The sequence below is a fragment of the Sphingomonas sp. S-NIH.Pt3_0716 genome (assembly GCF_003950715.1).
Classification (GTDB): domain Bacteria; phylum Pseudomonadota; class Alphaproteobacteria; order Sphingomonadales; family Sphingomonadaceae; genus Sphingobium; species Sphingobium yanoikuyae_A.
The window spans coordinates 195,400-210,326 of record NZ_QLJK01000002.1 but is presented as its reverse complement, the minus strand read 5'-3'; the positions used below and the strand labels follow the sequence as shown (position 1 = coordinate 210,326).

Below are 14,927 nucleotides of genomic sequence, written 5' to 3'. Positions count from 1 at the left end.
TTCAGGCCTTCAGCAGTTCGCGGACGGTGATCATGCGCATGATCTCGTTCGTGCCCTCCAGGATGCGGTGGACGCGCAGGTCGCGCCAGATGCGCTCGACCGGATAGTCCATCAGATAGCCATAGCCGCCATGCAGCTGCAGCGCGCGGTCGGCCACGGCCGAACCGGTGTCGGTCGCGAAGCGCTTGGCCATGGCGGCGAACTTGGTCTTGTCGGGCGCACCCTCGCTCACCTTGGCAGCGGCGAGATAGAGCAGGGCACGGGCGGCCTGAAGCTCCGTCTCCATGTCGGCCAGGGTGAATTGCGTATTCTGGAAATCGGCGATGGCGCGGTCGAACTGCCGCCGTTCGCGAGTGTAGCCAACCGCCTCGTCCAGCGCGCGCTGGGCGCCGCCGAGCGAGCAGGCACCGATATTGAGACGGCCCCCATCGAGCCCGGCCATGGCGATGGCGAAGCCCTGCCCTTCCGCCCCGACCCGGTTGGCGACGGGCACTCGGACGCCGTCGAAATTGACCTGGGCGGTGGGCTGCGAATGCCAGCCAAGCTTGCGCTCCTGCGCGCCGAAACTGACGCCTTCCATGTCCTTCTCGATCACCAGGCAGCTGATGCCCCTGGGGCCATCCTCGCCGGTGCGGACCATCACGACATAGATGTCATTTTCGCCGCCGCCCGAAATGAACGCCTTGGAACCGGTGACGACATAATGGTCGCCGTCCCGCACCGCGCGGGTACGCAGCGACGCCGCATCGGAACCGGCGGAAGGTTCGGTCAGGCAGTAGGAGGCGATCGTCTCGCAGGTGACGAGCGACGGGAGATAGCGCTGTTTCACCGCATCGTCGCCGAAGCGGTCGATCATCCAGGCGGCCATATTGTGGATCGAGATGAAGGCCGAGGTGGAGGGACAGCCATAGGCCATCGCTTCCATGATGAGCGCGGATTCAAGCCGGCCCAGACCGATGCCGCCGCTCTCTTCCGACACATAGATGGCGCCAAAGCCCAGTTCGGCGGCCTGGCGGATGGTGTCGCGGGGGAAATGATGATCCTCGTCCCACTTGGCCGCATGGGGCGTGATCGCATCGGCGGTGAAGCGCTGCGCCAGTTCCTGCACGGCGCGCTGCTCGTCGGTGAGGTCGAACTGGGTCATGGGGCTTGTCTCATTCTTTCCGTTCGTCATGCCGGACTTGGTCCGGCATCCATTAGCGCGACGAGGTCATGAAGCGTCAACCTGCAGCGCCATGTCCGGGGAGGCCTCATCGCCTCCCCGCTCCTCTCACCCCATGGTCGGGATGACGAAGGCGCTGTCGCCGGTCGCGCCGCCGTCGGGCCAGCGCTGGGTGACGGTCTTCACCTTGGTGAAGAATTTCACGCCTTCCATGCCATGCTGGTTGGTGTCGCCAAAGGCGCTGCGCTTCCAGCCGCCGAAGCTGTGATAGGCGACCGGCACCGGGATCGGCACGTTGATGCCGACCATGCCGACATTGACCCGCGCGGCAAATTCGCGCGCGGCATGGCCGTTGCGGGTGAAGATGGCGACGCCGTTGCCATATTGGTGGTCGCTCGGCAGACGCAGCGCATCCTCGAAGCTGTCGGCGCGCACCATCTGGAGCACAGGGCCGAAAATCTCCTCCTGATAGCTACGCATCTGCGGCGTCACCCGGTCGAACAGGGTCGGGCCGACGAAGAAGCCCTGTTCATGGCCCTGCAGCGTGAAGCCGCGGCCGTCGACCACCAGCTCGGCGCCTTCATCGACGCCCATCTGGATATAGGACTCGATCTTCGCCTTGTGCGCGGCGGTGACGACCGGGCCATAATGGGCGTCCGCATCGGTCGAGACGCCGACCCGCAGCGCGTCGATCGCCGGGATCAGCTTCTCGCGCAGGGCGATCGCCGTCGCCTCGCCCACCGGCACCACCACCGGCAGCGCCATGCAGCGCTCGCCGGCCGAACCGAAGGCCGCGCCGGCGAGGTCATTCACCACCTGGTCGAGATCAGCGTCAGGCATGACGATGCCATGATTCTTGGCGCCGCCCATCGCCTGGACGCGCTTGCCCGCCTCGACGCCACGGCGATAGACATAATGGGCGATGTCGGACGATCCGACGAAGCTGACCGCCCGAATCTCCGGATGGTCGAGGATCGCGTCGACCATTTCCTTGTCGCCATGGACGACCTGCAAAACGCCGTCGGGCAGGCCCGCCTCGCGCATCAGTTCGGCGAGGCGCACGGGCACGCTGGGGTCGCGTTCGCTGGGCTTCAGAATGAAGGCATTGCCGCAAGCAATGGCGACGCCGAACATCCACATCGGAATCATCGCCGGGAAATTGAACGGGGTGATGCCGGCGACCACGCCGAGCGGCTGGCGCATCGAATAGACGTCGATGCCGGGGCCGGCGCCCTGGGTATATTCGCCCTTGAGCACATGGGGGATGCCGCAGGCGAACTCGATCACCTCCAGCCCGCGCTGGATATCGCCCTTGGAGTCGGCAATCACCTTGCCATGTTCGGAACTGAGCAGATGGGCGAGTTCGTCCATATTCTGTTCGACCAGCGTCTTGAACGCGAACATGACGCGGGCGCGGCGCTGCGGGTTGGTCGCGGCCCAGGCCGGCTGGGCGGCCAGTGCGGCGGCCATGGCAGCGTCCAGGTCGGCCTGGGTGCCGAGGCGCAGCTGCGCCTGCACGGTGCCGCCATTGGGGTCGAAGACGTCGCTGGTGCGGCCGCCGTCACCTGCCGAATGACCGCTGATGACATGATCGATGATACGCATGGTCCATCCTCTCCAATATGCTTTGGAGCACGCTGCGATCACCCTGACGCAGGTCGCGTGCTCCAAATTCTTTTGTCGCATCGTTTGAAGCGGAAAACCGGCTCCCACTTTTCCGCACGATGCTTTCACCCCGCCTTGCAGGATATCAGAAATGCAGGCAAGCTGACGGATATGCATATCCATACTGCAAAAATGCCGCATACATGAACTGGGACGACCTGCGCCTGTTCCTGGCGGTGGCACGTACGGAGCGGCTGAGCGCGGCGGCGGCGATGACCAGGATGGACGCCACCACCATATCGCGGCGGATCAAGCGGCTGGAGCAGGCGCTGGAGCAACGCCTGTTCGAGCATACGCCGGCCGGCCATGTGCTGACCGACCATGGCACCCGCCTGCTGGAACAGGCCGAGCGGATGGAGGCGGCGGCGCTCGGCGTGCAGCGGAGCGGCAGCGCAGCCGGCGCGCAGATGGCCGGGACGATCCGCCTGAGCGCTTCGGAGGGCTTTGGCAGCCGGGTGATCGCGCCGCATCTGCGCAGCTTCACCGCCGACCATCCCCGGATCGAGATCGATCTGGTGGCGTCAAGCGGCTTCCTCAACCCCTCGCGGCGCGAGGCGGACATTGCGGTGATGCTGGCCCGGCCCAAGACCGGCCCACTGATCACCCGCAAGCTGACCGACTATCATCTGGGCCTCTATGCGACGCCCGCCTATCTGGAGGGTGCGCCGCCGTTGAAGGTCAAGGGCGACCTGCTCCGCCATGTGCTGGTCGGCTATGTCCCCGATCAGATCTATGCGCCCGAACTGCGCTATCTGGCGGAAGTCGACGCCCGGCTGGAACCGGCGATCCGGTCGAGCAGCATCAATGCCCAGGCGGAGATCATCGCCAGCGGCGCGGGATGCGGCATATTGCCCTGCTTCATCGGCGACGCCATGGCGGGGCTGGTCCGCGTGCTGCCCGAGGCGGTCGATATCCAGCGCAGCTTCTGGCTGGTGGTGCCCCGCGACCTGCGCGGCATTGCCCGGATCGACCAGTTTGTCGGTTGGCTGGTCGCGACCAGCGAGCGGTTGCGGCCGGTGATGCTGGGCGTGGGTTAGGACTGGGGGGCCGCCGCGCGGCCGATCCGGGACCGCTCGAACCACCAGAGCAGGGCGCTGGCGATCAGCCAGCCGAGTAGCCAGGGCCAGGACGGGCCGGAAACGGCGCGCGCGGCTTTGGCAGGATCGCTCTTGTGGTCGGCGCCCTGCAGCAGGGCCATGGCCTGATGCATCTGTGCGGTCCGCAGCGTCGGCAGGGCATTGGCGGGATAGATGTAGAAGGCTGCGGATGAACCATCCGTCCGGCCCAACTGGTGCCAACCTGCGCGATCAGGCCACCAGGCGGCGCAATCGCCGGTCGCCGGATCGATCGCCAACGGCGCGCCATCGACACGGGCGCCGGGCTTCAGACCGCACAGGCTGGTCCGCTCGCCAACCCAGGCCGGATCGGTGAAGGCGGGAACAGACCCCGGTGCCGGGCGCACGACGGCGGTCATCATCCGCCCCCACCAGTCGCCATAAAGATCGCCCCGGCCGCTCAGCACCAGGCCGAAACTGTCGAGGCCGGTCCAGACCGCGACCCGCCCTGCCCCAAGTGCGCGCCAGGCGGCGAGCGGCGTGCCGGCGGCGTCCTGCACCAGTGGCACCGCGTCGCGGCCGGTCGGGACGCCATCCATGCGGGTCGCTTCGGGCAAAATATCGTCGCCGATATTGAGGTCCGCGGGTATGTCGGCGCTGCCGATGCCGGCACGGGTGCGGGCGCGATCGGCGACCAGCGGCGCCGGCAGGGCGATCGGCGCGACGCCATTGCCGCCGGACAGATCGAAACCCAGCGCACGCCACTGGCCGCGCAGCGCGCCGTCGGCCGGGCCGCTGCCGCGTAGCAGCAGGCCCATGCCGCCGCGCACCGCTTCCAGCACCGCGCCGCGTCCGCCGCCCAGACCGGCCCAGGCGCGGTCATCGGCGACCAGCAGGTCATAGCGGCGCAGGCTGGCGGCGTTGATCGCCACCGGTGCGTCGCCCAGCGCGATGCCGCCGCCCGCGCTCATATTGACGGTGACGGCATAGCCGGCGTCGGCCGCCCAGCGGCGCAGATATTTGACCTCTGGCCCCGGCGCCCCGGCGAGGATCAGCAGGCGCGGCGCGGCATCGCCCTCGATCCGCAGCGGCACCACCGTCTGTTCGACCAGCCCGCCATCGGCGCGGCGCAGGCGCAGGGTGAATTCGGCGGTGCCGGCGGCGCGCGCGGTCCCGGTCAGGCTGAAGCGGCCATCGGCATCCACAGCGGCGGCATCAGTGACGCGCCCGGCGGGATCGAGCAGTTCGACCTGCGCCTTGGAGAGGCCGGCCACCTGTCCACCCACGGCGAAGGTTGCGCCCGGCGCAACCCGATCCGGCTTGGCGAGTGCAATCAGACCGGCCGCCATGGGCGGCGGCGTGTAGTCAATGGCCAGCCCCCGTGCCGCATCGCGGTCGCGGGCGACGAGCCCCTGCCCCAGGATGACGAGGCGGCGCGTGTCGGGATAGCGGCGCAGCGCGGTCGCCAGATCGGGCACCGCCTGCGCGCCCGCCATGTCCGGCGCTTCGGGCAGCGCGACCAGATGCGCGCCCTTGCCGGCCGGGGCGAAGCGCCAACTACCCTGGGTCGCGACGGTCAGGGTGCCGCCCGCAACCGGCAACGCGGGCGGGAACAGGCCGAAATAGAGGAGTAGCGCGACAAGCGGCTGGAGCAGCAACAGGGCCGCAAGCCGCCAAGGCCGTGCGCCAAGATCGCCCGCCGAACGCTGCCACAGCAGCAGCCTTGCCCAACCGACCAGCACGGCCGCGCCGAGGAGCAGCGCGGTGGTGATCTGCGCGCTCATGGCCGTCCCCCGATCGCGCCGAGATAGCGCGCGCCGGCAGCATCGGCCGGGCGCCGCCGCGCCACGCCGCCCTGCGGCCGCTCCATCGCCATCCACAATTGCGCGCGCAGCTTGTCGCGACAGGAAGCGCAGCCCGGATCGCGCCGCACGGCGTCGATCGCGCCGCTCAATGCCAGCGGATCGGGCAGGCGCGCGGCGTTGGCCCGCGCCCAGCCCTCCAGCGCGCCGAGCGACACCGGTCCCTGCGCCAGCCCGCGCCAAGCGGCGGCGGCCGGGCCGTCATCACCCTCGACCGCAACCAGCGGCTCGAAATGGCCGGCTATCCCCTCGCGCTTGCCGGTCATGCGGCGGGCGGGGTCGATCGGCGGCAATTCCGGGCCGACGCGCGACAGGAAGATGCGGGTCGCCTGCTGCACTTCCTTGATGAAGCGCAGCGCCTTGTAGGCGAAGGGCAAGGCCAGGTCGGGTCGACCCTGCTTCAACTGCATTTCCGACTGCCACATTTCATCGACCGCCTGTTTCAGGATCGCGCGGGTTTCCGGGTCCAGGCTGGACGCGGGCGACTCATCGTGCGGATGGCCGAACTCGGCGAGCACATCCTCCTTCTCGCCAAAGACATTGGGCGCCGCGACCGGCGGGCCATGATCATGGCCGTCCCCCTCGCCATGGCCATCCGCATCGGCCGTCGGCAGGCTGGGCTCGCCTTCGCTCTCGCCGCCCAGAAACTGGCTGTAGCGGCCGCGCAGGATTTTCTGATCGTTGCCGATGCCGTTGGATTGCGAGAGATATTTGTCGGCCGACAGGCTGCGTTTGCGCTTCAGCAGCGCCTCGGCATCGATGATGATCTGGCGCTGGCTGCGGAAATAGGCCGGCAGGGTGGTGTTGACCATGCCCTGCAGGCCGCCGCTTTCGGGCGCCTTGGCCGCAGGCCAGCGCAGGATGACGCTGGGGCCGCGCACCTCCTGCGGCGACGGCGCGCGATTGTCGCGCACGATGATCTGCACCACCATATCGCCGCCGGCCGAAAAGCCGAGCGCGCCGAAATCGAGGCGCGGGGCAAAGCGCCGGTCGCGCGCCGGGCCGGAGCCGGACATGGCGATCTCGCGCTCGGTGAAGCGGATATTCTCGCCCTCGCCGATCGCCAGCGTGATGCGCAGCCGGGCGGTGGCGGCGACGCCATAATCGTCGGTCGCGGCGAAGACGGGCGTCCAGCTACGCTGGCCCGGCGCCACCATATTGAGGCTGGCGGCGGGCGCGATCAGCTTCACCTGCGGCAGCGCATCGGCCACGCCGTCGATCCGGTGCAGCGGCGGCAAGGGACCGCGCCCGGAGGCCGGATCGACGCGGTAGAGGAAGGAGGCATCCAGCGTGCGGCTGGCGATCCAGTGATCGCCATCGCGGCGCAGCGCAATGCCTGCACCGCCAAGCGGCAGCAGCGCCGGCGCGCTTGCCTGCGAATCGAAGCGGAAGGTCCATTCGAGCCGTGATCCAAGCGGCGCGCGCACATCAAGCTTGGCCTCATCACGGAGCGGCAGGCCGGTGTAGGCGGGCGGAATGATGCGCAGATTTTGCGCGACCAGGCGCGGGATGCCGGGCTTTGCGGCGATGCCCTCGGAAGCGGGGGCGAGCACGACGGGCCTATCGCTGCCGCGCGGCCAGAGCAGCAGGGCGGCGATGCCGAGCAGGGCAATGATCCAGAGGATAGGGATCGCGCGGCGCGACCAGTGGGGCACCAGTTCCTCCGGCACGCCCTGTTCCAGCCGCTGGTCGAGCCGGGCGCGTTGCAGCCGTTGCAGCGGCCCCAAGCCCTGCGGATCGGCGAAGATCAGCCCGCTGCTATCCTCCAGATCGGCGCGGCTGGCATCGAGGCGGCGGACCAGCCAGGCCTGATCGAAGCGCCGGGCGCGGCGGATGACGAGGGTGCCGAGCAGGCCGGCGCCGAGCAGCAGCAGGATCACCGCCGGCACAAGTCCGGCGAAGCGCCAGACCAGCGCGCCCGCCAGCAGCAGGACCGGCAGGCCGAGCAGCAGCGTATCGAGCCGCACGCGCCGGCGACTGGGCGTCAGCCAGGTGGAGAGCAAGGCGTCAGCGCTCATGGCGCGATCGCCCGCTTGCGGCGGGTGGCGAACCAGCGTTCGACCAGCAGCAGCGCCGCGATCAGCAGCGCCAGCCAGGGGCGCAGTTCGGCCGGCGGCTGGGGATAGCTGCGTCCACCGGTGAGCGGCGCATAGGCGGCGGCATCGGCGCGCTGTGGCGCCACAGTCGGCGGCTGGATCAGCGCGCGCAGGCGGACGGGGAAATCCGCCTCCAGCAATTGTGGCATCTGTGCCGGCTGCAACGGGCGGGTGAAACGGAGCAACCGGCCCTTGCCGATCCGCATCGCCTCCAACAGCGGCCGAGCAAGATCATCCTGCCACAGGGGCGCGGGCATCGCGCCCTGGGGCAGCACCGCATCGGACGCGACGATCGCCTGCCCGCCCTGCGCAATCCACCCCTGCAGCGCTTCCGGCAGACTGCCCGCGCTCATCCAGAACAATGTCTTGTCCGTCGGAGGCAGTGGCGCGGTCAGCGGGCCGCTGTCGACATCGGCCGGCTTGCCCGCCGGTTGCCAGGCAAGTGCAGCGGCATTGAGATACCGCACTCCGGCAGCATGGCCCGCGTCGGCGCGGATCGCGATCGACGGTAGCTTCACTGGCGCCGGCTTGCCCGCCGGCATCGCGCCGGGGACGATGCGCCAGTCGACCTTGCGCGACAGGTGCGGCCGCTCCGCATCGGCGCCCTGGATGGCCTGCGGCACGATAATGGTGAGCGGTGCGCCCGGCGGCAGGTCCGCGTCCAGCTGGCGCACCAGACTGCCGAGCGGGATGGCGTCGGCCGTGATCGGCTTGCCCGGCTCGACGCGGGGATAGCCGGGCGCCAGCCAATGCGCCCGTCCCTCGGCCAGCGTCTTTTCGTCCACCGCCGCTGGATCGACGCCGGGCGTCAGCGCCACATAAGCCTGCTTGCTCGCCGCGCCGAACAGCACCGGATGGGCGAGCCACAGCGCGACCAGCGCCAGCAGGGCGAGGCGCAGGGCGAGCAACAGCCATTCGTCGAACCGTAGCCGGGACCGGGGCTTGGGCTTCTGCCGCAGCCAGCGCAGCGCGGCGAAATCGGTCGGCAATTGCTCGCTGCGCCGGGCGACATGGATCGCAAGCGGGATCAGCAGCGCCAGCAGGCCGGCCAGCGCGGCGGGGAGCAGCAAGGCGGGCGTCATGAATATTCGGCCGCGTCATGGGCACCGAACAGGCGGCGCAGCGGCAGGTCGATCGGCTCGTCCAGCACATGGGTCGCGCGGCGGATGCCGACCGCATCGAGCCGGGCATGCAACTCCGCCCGCGCCTCGCCGAAGCGGCGCAGAAATTCGGCGCGCAGCGCGGCGCCATCCCCCAGCAGCTCCTCGCCCGTCTCCGGGTCACGAAAGCGATAGCCGCCGTCGAACGGGAAATCCCGCTCGCCCACGGTCAGCATCTCGATCACCAGAACCTCGCGCCCGGCCGCCGACAGCTTCTCGACCAGATCGATCGCGCCCGGTTCGAAACAATCGCTCAGCAGGATCACCAGATCATGCGCGCCAATCCGTTCCCAGACCGGCCCCAATTGCGCTTCGGCGGCAAAGCCCCCTTCGGCCCGCAGCGGCAGCATGTCGAGCAGCAGCCGGTCGCGCTGGCGCAGGCCGGTGGCGGGCGGCAATAGCCGCAGCCCGGTGTCGGACAGCGCCATCCAGCCGAAGCGATCGCCCTGCTGCATCGCCAGTTCGGCGATGCTGGCGGCGATCCCCTTGGCCGCATCGAGCCGACTATAATCGGGCCGGATCGCGTCCGCCTGCCCCATCGAGGCGCTGGCATCCATCAATATCCAGACCGCGACCGGGCTTTCCCGTTCGGCCTCGCGGACGAAGAATTTGTCCGACCGGGCATAGAGTTTCCAGTCGATCTGGCGCAACTCGTCGCCCGGCTCATAGGCGCGATACTGCGCGAACTCCAGGCCCGCCCCCCGACTATGGCTGTGATGCAGGCCGAGGCCATGCGATCCCACCGCCCGGCGCGTGAGCAGGCGCAGGCTTTTGAGCCGGCTCCGCACGTCTGGGGGGATGAAATCGGCCATGGCGTTGCGTCCGGATCAGCCGAGCGGCACGGCGCGGACGAGCGCGGCGACGACATCGTCGGCGCTCTTCCCTTCCGCTTCTGCGGCGAAGGACAGCAGCAGGCGGTGGCGCATCACCGGCCCGGCCAGCGCGACGATATCCTCGCGCGTCGCCGCCAGACGGCCCTGCAGCAGCGCCCGCGCCTTGGCCGCCAGGATCAGCGACTGGCCGGCACGCGGGCCGGCGCCCCATTTCACATATTTGCGGATTTCCTCCGGTGCGCCCTCGCCCGGACGGCTGGCGCGCACGATCCGCGTCACCCAGCGCAGCAGATCCTCACCGAAATGCACGTCGCGCACCAGTTTCTGCAGCGCCAGCACCTCCTCGCCCTGCATCACCGCCGGCACCGCACCCGGCTTGGCGCCGGTGGTCTGGGCGAGAATGTCATGCTCCTCCTGCTCGGTCGGATAATCGACGCGGATATGGAGGAGGAAGCGGTCAAGCTGCGCCTCGGGCAGCGGATAGGTGCCGGCCTGTTCCAGCGGATTCTGTGTCGCCAGCACGAAGAAGGGCGAAGGCAGCTGATAGGTGGTGCCGCCATAGCTGACGGTCCTCTCCTGCATCGCCTCCAGCAGCGCCGCCTGCGTCTTGGGCGGGGTGCGGTTGAGTTCGTCGGCCAGCAGCAAATTGGTGAAGATCGGTCCCTTCTGGAACCGGAAGCTGCGATGGCCGGTGCCATGATCCTCCTCCAGCAATTCGGTGCCGAGAATATCGCTGGGCATCAGGTCGGGCGTGAACTGTACCCGACGGAAGTCGAGCTTCAACGCTTCTCCGAGCGAGCGGACCAGCAATGTCTTGCCGAGGCCCGGCACCCCTTCGAGCAGACAATGGCCGCCGGCGAGCAGGCCGATCAGCAACTGTTCGACCACTGCCCCCTGCCCCACGATCGCCTGGCCGATCGCCGCGCGCAATTCGCCCAGGCGCGCCAGTTTCTGCTGGATTTCCGCTTCGCTGATATCGGTCATGATAGTTCCTAGCAATTGCCGTCATCCCCGCGAAGGCGGGGATCCATCTCCGACGCTCTCCACGAGTGCGAGGTTGGGAGGTGGATTCCCGCTTTCGCGGGAATGACGAAAAAAAGGCGGCGGACGGCAGGCGTCACGACGACAGCGCGTACATCACGATATTGACCGCGAATTTCGTATTATCCTCGGCCAGGAAGCGCTTGTTGCGCCAGTCATAGTCCCACTCGCAGCCATAATCCTTGTTGCTGTAGAGAACGCCCAGGCGGCCATTGACCTCTATACCCTTGAGATAATCATGGACCAGATCATCGCCCCAGCCATTCAGCTCCAGCGCGGTATTGGGCGGCCCGTCGAACTTGAAGAAGCTGCGATAGACCGGATGGGTCCTGGGCAGCGTCTTCAAGCCCTTGGGGCCGAAAATCTTGGCCATCTGCGCCTCGAACGAGCGGGCGAACAGGCCGTCTATGTCATGGTTGCAATCATCCACCAGGACGAAGCCGCCATTGCGGACATAGCGCTCGAAATTGCGCCGCTCGGCCTCCGAAAATTCGACCAGCTTGTGCCCCGCCATGTAGCAGAAGGGCGCGGTCAGCATCTTCGGGTCCGAAAGGGCGATGACATGCTCCTTCGGATCGACCCGCAGCGTCGTATAATCGATCAGCGAGGTGATGAGGTTGGATGGCATGCGCTGGTCGACGTCCCAGTCGCCCGAGTCATAGCGCAGCCGGGTGAACCAGAAATCATAGCCTCCCGCGGCGGCAAGCGGACGGGCCAGCATTGCGCCAGCCAGACCGCCCGCCATCAACCGAAGAAACTCGCCGCGTGTCATCAAAGCTAATCGAACGCCCAATCTGCATAATCCTCCCCCATTGGGGGAGGGGGACCATTTGCGCAGCAAATGGTGGAGGGGTGTCCCGCCATCGATGGGGTGACACCCCTCCGTCTGGCCTACGGCCAGCCACCTCCCCTTCACAGGGGAGGATTATGGGTTGCTTCCTATCTTACACCGCGTCCGAGAGCGAGGTGAAGGTGAAGTCGCGCAGCTTCATCGGCGGCACGACGATGTTCATCGACACTTCGTCCGGCGGCACGCGGACCGGGCGACCCAGCTCTTCGACATTGTTGAGCATGATCACCGGGCTTTCGTTGAACCGGAAATTCTTGATCGGATATTTGATCTGGCCGTTCTCGACATAGAAGGTGCCGTCGCGGGTCAGGCCGGTCAGCAGCACGGTCTGCGGATCGACCATGCGGATATACCAGGTGCGGGTGACGAGCACGCCGCGCTCGGTCGAGCGGACCAGGTCGGCGGTGGTCTTGATGCCGCCGGTCATCAGGATATTGCCCATCTGGCCGATCGCAGGCTTGCCCTGCTTGCTCGCCCAGTAGCGGCTGTAATTGAGGTTGGTGACCTTGCCGTCCTTGACCATGTCGACGCGCTGGCGCGCGAGGCCATCATCGTCCCAGGGCAGGCAGGGCGCGACCGGATCCCACGGGTCGGTGTAGAAATTGACCTGCGGCCCGAACACCTGTTCGCCCAGCTTGTTGCCGCCGCCCTTCTTCGACAGGAAGCTGCGGCCCTCGTCCGCCTCGCGCGCGCCGAAGAAGTAGAACATGAAGCCGATCAGGCCCGCGGCCGCCATCGGTTCCAGGATCACGGTATATTTGCCCGGCTCCAGCGCCTTGGCCTCGGACGAGGCCGATGCCTTGCGCATGGCGATCTGGATGTCGCTGTCCGCCTTGAAGCGGGTGGCGTCCTGCGTGTCGGTGCCGACCCAGCCGGAGCCCCGGCCATCCTCGGTCCGGACAGTGCAGGTATAATCCAGCATGGTCGAGCGCTGATAGCCGAAATTGCCCTTGCTGTTGGCGATCGCGACGAAGCTCTGATTATCCTCCAGATAGCCGGCCGCGATCAGCTTCTGCGACTTGCAGGCGGTGATCGAGGTCGACGCCACCTGGGCGCGATATTCCGGCGTGATGTCGGCGGTCGACTGAGCGAAGGTCGGGCTGGCCTTATAGGCCTGGCTGTCCACCGCCGGCATGAATTCCGGATTGTCCGGGGCCAGATTGGCCAGCGTTTCCGCCCGGCGCACCACGCGTTCCAGCGAGGCGTCGTCAAACTGGTTGATGGTGGCGGTGCCGACCTTCTTGCCATAGGCGACCTGGACCGCCAGTTCGATATCGTCGGTCAGGCCGGCGGTCGACACGTCGTTGCGGGCGAAACGGATATTGCCCTGGATCTTGCCGGTCAGCTGCGCGGTGCATTCGTCGGCCTTCGACAGGGCGACGACCTTGGTCAGGATGGCCTTGGCCTGCGCTTCGGTAAGGATGCTCATTTTTCTGTCTCCCTAAGCGATCAGCCGAGCGAACGCGCGGTGTTGATGACGTTGATACCGTTGAAGCGCGCGGTCGAAGACCCGTGCGACACGGCGGAGACCTGGGCCGGCTGGCCCTTGCCGTCGAAGAAGGAGCCACCCAGGCGATAATCGCTCTGGTCGCAGACGCCGACGCAGGCATTCCAGAATTCCGGCGTGCGGATCTGGTAGGCGACATCCTCGATCTGCTGACCGATCTTGCCGTTCTTGATCTCGTAGAAGAGCTGGCCGCCAAACTGGGCGTTGTAGCGCTGCTGGTCGATCGAGAAGCTGCCGTCGCCAATGATGTAGATGCCGTCCTCGACACCGGAAATCATGTCCGCGACGCTCTGCTTGGTCTTGCCCGGTTCCAGGCTGACATTGGCCATGCGCTGGAACTGCACATTGGACCAGCTATCGGCATAGGCGCAGCCGTCCGATTCCTTCTTGCCCTCGATATGGGCCTGGTCACGGATCGCCTGATAGCCGACCAGCTTGCCGTCGCGGATCAGATCCCACTTCTTGGTCTTCACGCCTTCGTCATCATAGGCGACGGCGCCCAGGCTGCCCGGCTGCACCTTGTCGGCGACGATGTTCACCTTGTCGCTGCCATATTGGAAATGGGCCTGCAGCTTGTCCATCGTGGCGAAGCTGGTGCCGGCATAATTGGCCTCATAGCCCAGCACGCGATCCAGTTCGAGCGGGTGGCCGACGGATTCGTGGATGGTCAGCCAGGTGTGCGACGGGTCGAGCACCAGATCATATTTGCCGGGCTTGACCGACGGCGCCTTGAGCTTGGCGCGCGCCTGCTTGGCGGCGGCGATCGCGTCCTCCTTCATGTCATAACTGTTGCCATAGACGGTGACGCCATTGGGCAGCACGGTCTTGCCGCTGGCCGCGCCGTCGAGATATTCGAAGCCCAGGCCCATCGGCGAGGACAGGCCCTCACGCGTGCGGAACTTGCCGCTGGTCTTGTCGACCGCGGTGACCGTCATCGGTGCCCAGATGCGGTGGACATCCTGATCGATATAGCTGCCATCGGTGCTGGCGAAATATTTCTGCTCATTGACCAGGAACAGGATCGAATTGACGAAGTCGGCGCCCGCTTCCATCGCGGCGGCGTTCACGCCCATCAGCAGCTCGACCTTGTCCTTGATCGGCACGGCCATGCTGTTCTTGACGATCGGCGTCTTCCAGCTGACCTCGCCCGCGCCCCTGACCGGGGCGAGCTGGACCGGGGCGCTCTGCTGCGGCGCATTGGCCTTGGCGATGGCGACCGCCTGCTGCGCAGCCTTGGCGACCGCTTCCTTGCTCAGCTCATTGGTGGCGGCAAAGCCCCAGGCGCCATTGGCGAGAACGCGAATGCCGACACCGGTGGATTCGGTGTTGACGATATTCTCGACATTCTTTTCGCGGGTGATGACGAACTGGCGCAGGTAGCGGCCGACACGCACGTCGCAATAGCTGGCGCCGGCGCTCTTGGCCGCGTTCATCGCGGCGTCGGCCAGCCCCTTCTTGAAGCCGACGTCGAGCGCGCTGTTCAGATCCTCTGCTGCAATGACCTTGCCGAAAAAGGACGGCAGGACGAGCCCGCCGACACCCATGGTGCCAAAGGCCAGGAAGTCGCGTCTATGCAAGATAGCCTCCACTGGAATGCCCGCAGATCGCGGGTCTGTCTTGTCGCGAAGGCCACCCCCTTGGCACCCCCCGCGTGGATGGCGCGGATCATTGCGAGCCGGACAGATGAGGTCAAACG

11 protein-coding genes are annotated in these 14,927 nt (G+C 67.1%); 1 reads left to right on the top strand and 10 read right to left on the bottom strand.

Going from position 1 to position 14,927, the window contains the following annotated elements; translation table 11 throughout:
- Position 1 precedes the first annotated feature (1 nt).
- Positions 2 to 1,144 carry an acyl-CoA dehydrogenase family protein gene (locus BRX37_RS02490; RefSeq protein WP_125985383.1) on the bottom strand — a complete coding sequence of 381 codons (1,143 nt, stop codon included), beginning with the start codon at positions 1,142 to 1,144 and terminating at the stop codon, positions 2 to 4.
- 126 nt (positions 1,145 to 1,270) lie between these two features.
- Complete coding sequence (locus BRX37_RS02485; RefSeq protein WP_125985382.1) at positions 1,271 to 2,767, bottom strand: CoA-acylating methylmalonate-semialdehyde dehydrogenase; 1,497 nt, start codon at positions 2,765 to 2,767, stop codon at positions 1,271 to 1,273.
- 203 nt (positions 2,768 to 2,970) lie between these two features.
- On the opposite strand from BRX37_RS02485, the gene BRX37_RS02480 reads away from it, so the two are divergent.
- On the top strand, positions 2,971 to 3,864 hold the full coding sequence (locus BRX37_RS02480; protein WP_125985381.1) for a LysR family transcriptional regulator: 894 nt from the start codon (positions 2,971 to 2,973) through the stop codon (positions 3,862 to 3,864).
- Here the strand turns inward: BRX37_RS02480 and BRX37_RS02475 are convergent.
- From BRX37_RS02475 to BRX37_RS02440, 8 genes are all read right to left on the bottom strand, one after another.
- Positions 3,861 to 5,666: a carboxypeptidase regulatory-like domain-containing protein gene (locus BRX37_RS02475; RefSeq protein ID WP_125985380.1), complete on the bottom strand. Its 1,806-nt coding sequence runs from the start codon at positions 5,664 to 5,666 to the stop codon at positions 3,861 to 3,863. The genes BRX37_RS02480 and BRX37_RS02475 overlap by 4 nt on opposite strands.
- Positions 5,663 to 7,762, bottom strand: coding sequence for a DUF4175 family protein (locus BRX37_RS02470; RefSeq protein WP_125985379.1), 2,100 nt, complete (start codon positions 7,760 to 7,762; stop codon positions 5,663 to 5,665). The genes BRX37_RS02475 and BRX37_RS02470 overlap by 4 nt, the downstream gene beginning before the upstream one ends.
- Complete coding sequence (locus tag BRX37_RS02465; protein ID WP_125985378.1) at positions 7,759 to 8,922, bottom strand: BatA domain-containing protein; 1,164 nt, start codon at positions 8,920 to 8,922, stop codon at positions 7,759 to 7,761. Before BRX37_RS02465 ends, BRX37_RS02470 begins: the two co-directional genes overlap by 4 nt.
- Positions 8,919 to 9,812, bottom strand: coding sequence for a DUF58 domain-containing protein (locus BRX37_RS02460; RefSeq protein ID WP_125985377.1), 894 nt, complete (start codon positions 9,810 to 9,812; stop codon positions 8,919 to 8,921). The genes BRX37_RS02465 and BRX37_RS02460 overlap by 4 nt, the downstream gene beginning before the upstream one ends.
- A 15-nt stretch (positions 9,813 to 9,827) precedes the next feature.
- Positions 9,828 to 10,817 (bottom strand): AAA family ATPase, encoded by a 990-nt coding sequence (locus BRX37_RS02455; RefSeq protein WP_017502379.1) that lies wholly within the window; start codon positions 10,815 to 10,817, stop codon positions 9,828 to 9,830.
- Positions 10,818 to 10,950: 133 nt separating this feature from the next.
- Positions 10,951 to 11,619: a DUF4159 domain-containing protein gene (locus BRX37_RS02450; RefSeq protein ID WP_318276570.1), complete on the bottom strand. Its 669-nt coding sequence runs from the start codon at positions 11,617 to 11,619 to the stop codon at positions 10,951 to 10,953.
- 199 nt (positions 11,620 to 11,818) lie between these two features.
- On the bottom strand, positions 11,819 to 13,153 hold the full coding sequence (locus BRX37_RS02445; protein ID WP_125985375.1) for a TldD/PmbA family protein: 1,335 nt from the start codon (positions 13,151 to 13,153) through the stop codon (positions 11,819 to 11,821).
- A 20-nt stretch (positions 13,154 to 13,173) separates the two neighbouring features.
- On the bottom strand, positions 13,174 to 14,808 hold the full coding sequence (locus tag BRX37_RS02440; RefSeq protein WP_125985374.1) for a TldD/PmbA family protein: 1,635 nt from the start codon (positions 14,806 to 14,808) through the stop codon (positions 13,174 to 13,176).
- Positions 14,809 to 14,927: the final 119 nt, after the last annotated feature.

Bases quoted from the DNA above. Each gene is read 5' to 3' on its own strand.
- BRX37_RS02490 (WP_125985383.1), bottom strand. From the start codon at position 1,144: ATGACCCAGTTCGACCTCACCGACGAGCAGCGCGCCGTGCAGGAACTG.
- BRX37_RS02485 (WP_125985382.1), bottom strand. From the start codon at position 2,767: ATGCGTATCATCGATCATGTCATCAGCGGTCATTCGGCAGGTGACGGC.
- BRX37_RS02480 (WP_125985381.1), top strand. From the start codon at position 2,971: ATGAACTGGGACGACCTGCGCCTGTTCCTGGCGGTGGCACGTACGGAG.
- BRX37_RS02475 (WP_125985380.1), bottom strand. From the start codon at position 5,666: ATGAGCGCGCAGATCACCACCGCGCTGCTCCTCGGCGCGGCCGTGCTG.
- BRX37_RS02470 (WP_125985379.1), bottom strand. From the start codon at position 7,762: ATGAGCGCTGACGCCTTGCTCTCCACCTGGCTGACGCCCAGTCGCCGG.
- BRX37_RS02465 (WP_125985378.1), bottom strand. From the start codon at position 8,922: ATGACGCCCGCCTTGCTGCTCCCCGCCGCGCTGGCCGGCCTGCTGGCG.
- BRX37_RS02460 (WP_125985377.1), bottom strand. From the start codon at position 9,812: ATGGCCGATTTCATCCCCCCAGACGTGCGGAGCCGGCTCAAAAGCCTG.
- BRX37_RS02455 (WP_017502379.1), bottom strand. From the start codon at position 10,817: ATGACCGATATCAGCGAAGCGGAAATCCAGCAGAAACTGGCGCGCCTG.
- BRX37_RS02450 (WP_318276570.1), bottom strand. From the start codon at position 11,619: ATGGCGGGCGGTCTGGCTGGCGCAATGCTGGCCCGTCCGCTTGCCGCC.
- BRX37_RS02445 (WP_125985375.1), bottom strand. From the start codon at position 13,153: ATGAGCATCCTTACCGAAGCGCAGGCCAAGGCCATCCTGACCAAGGTC.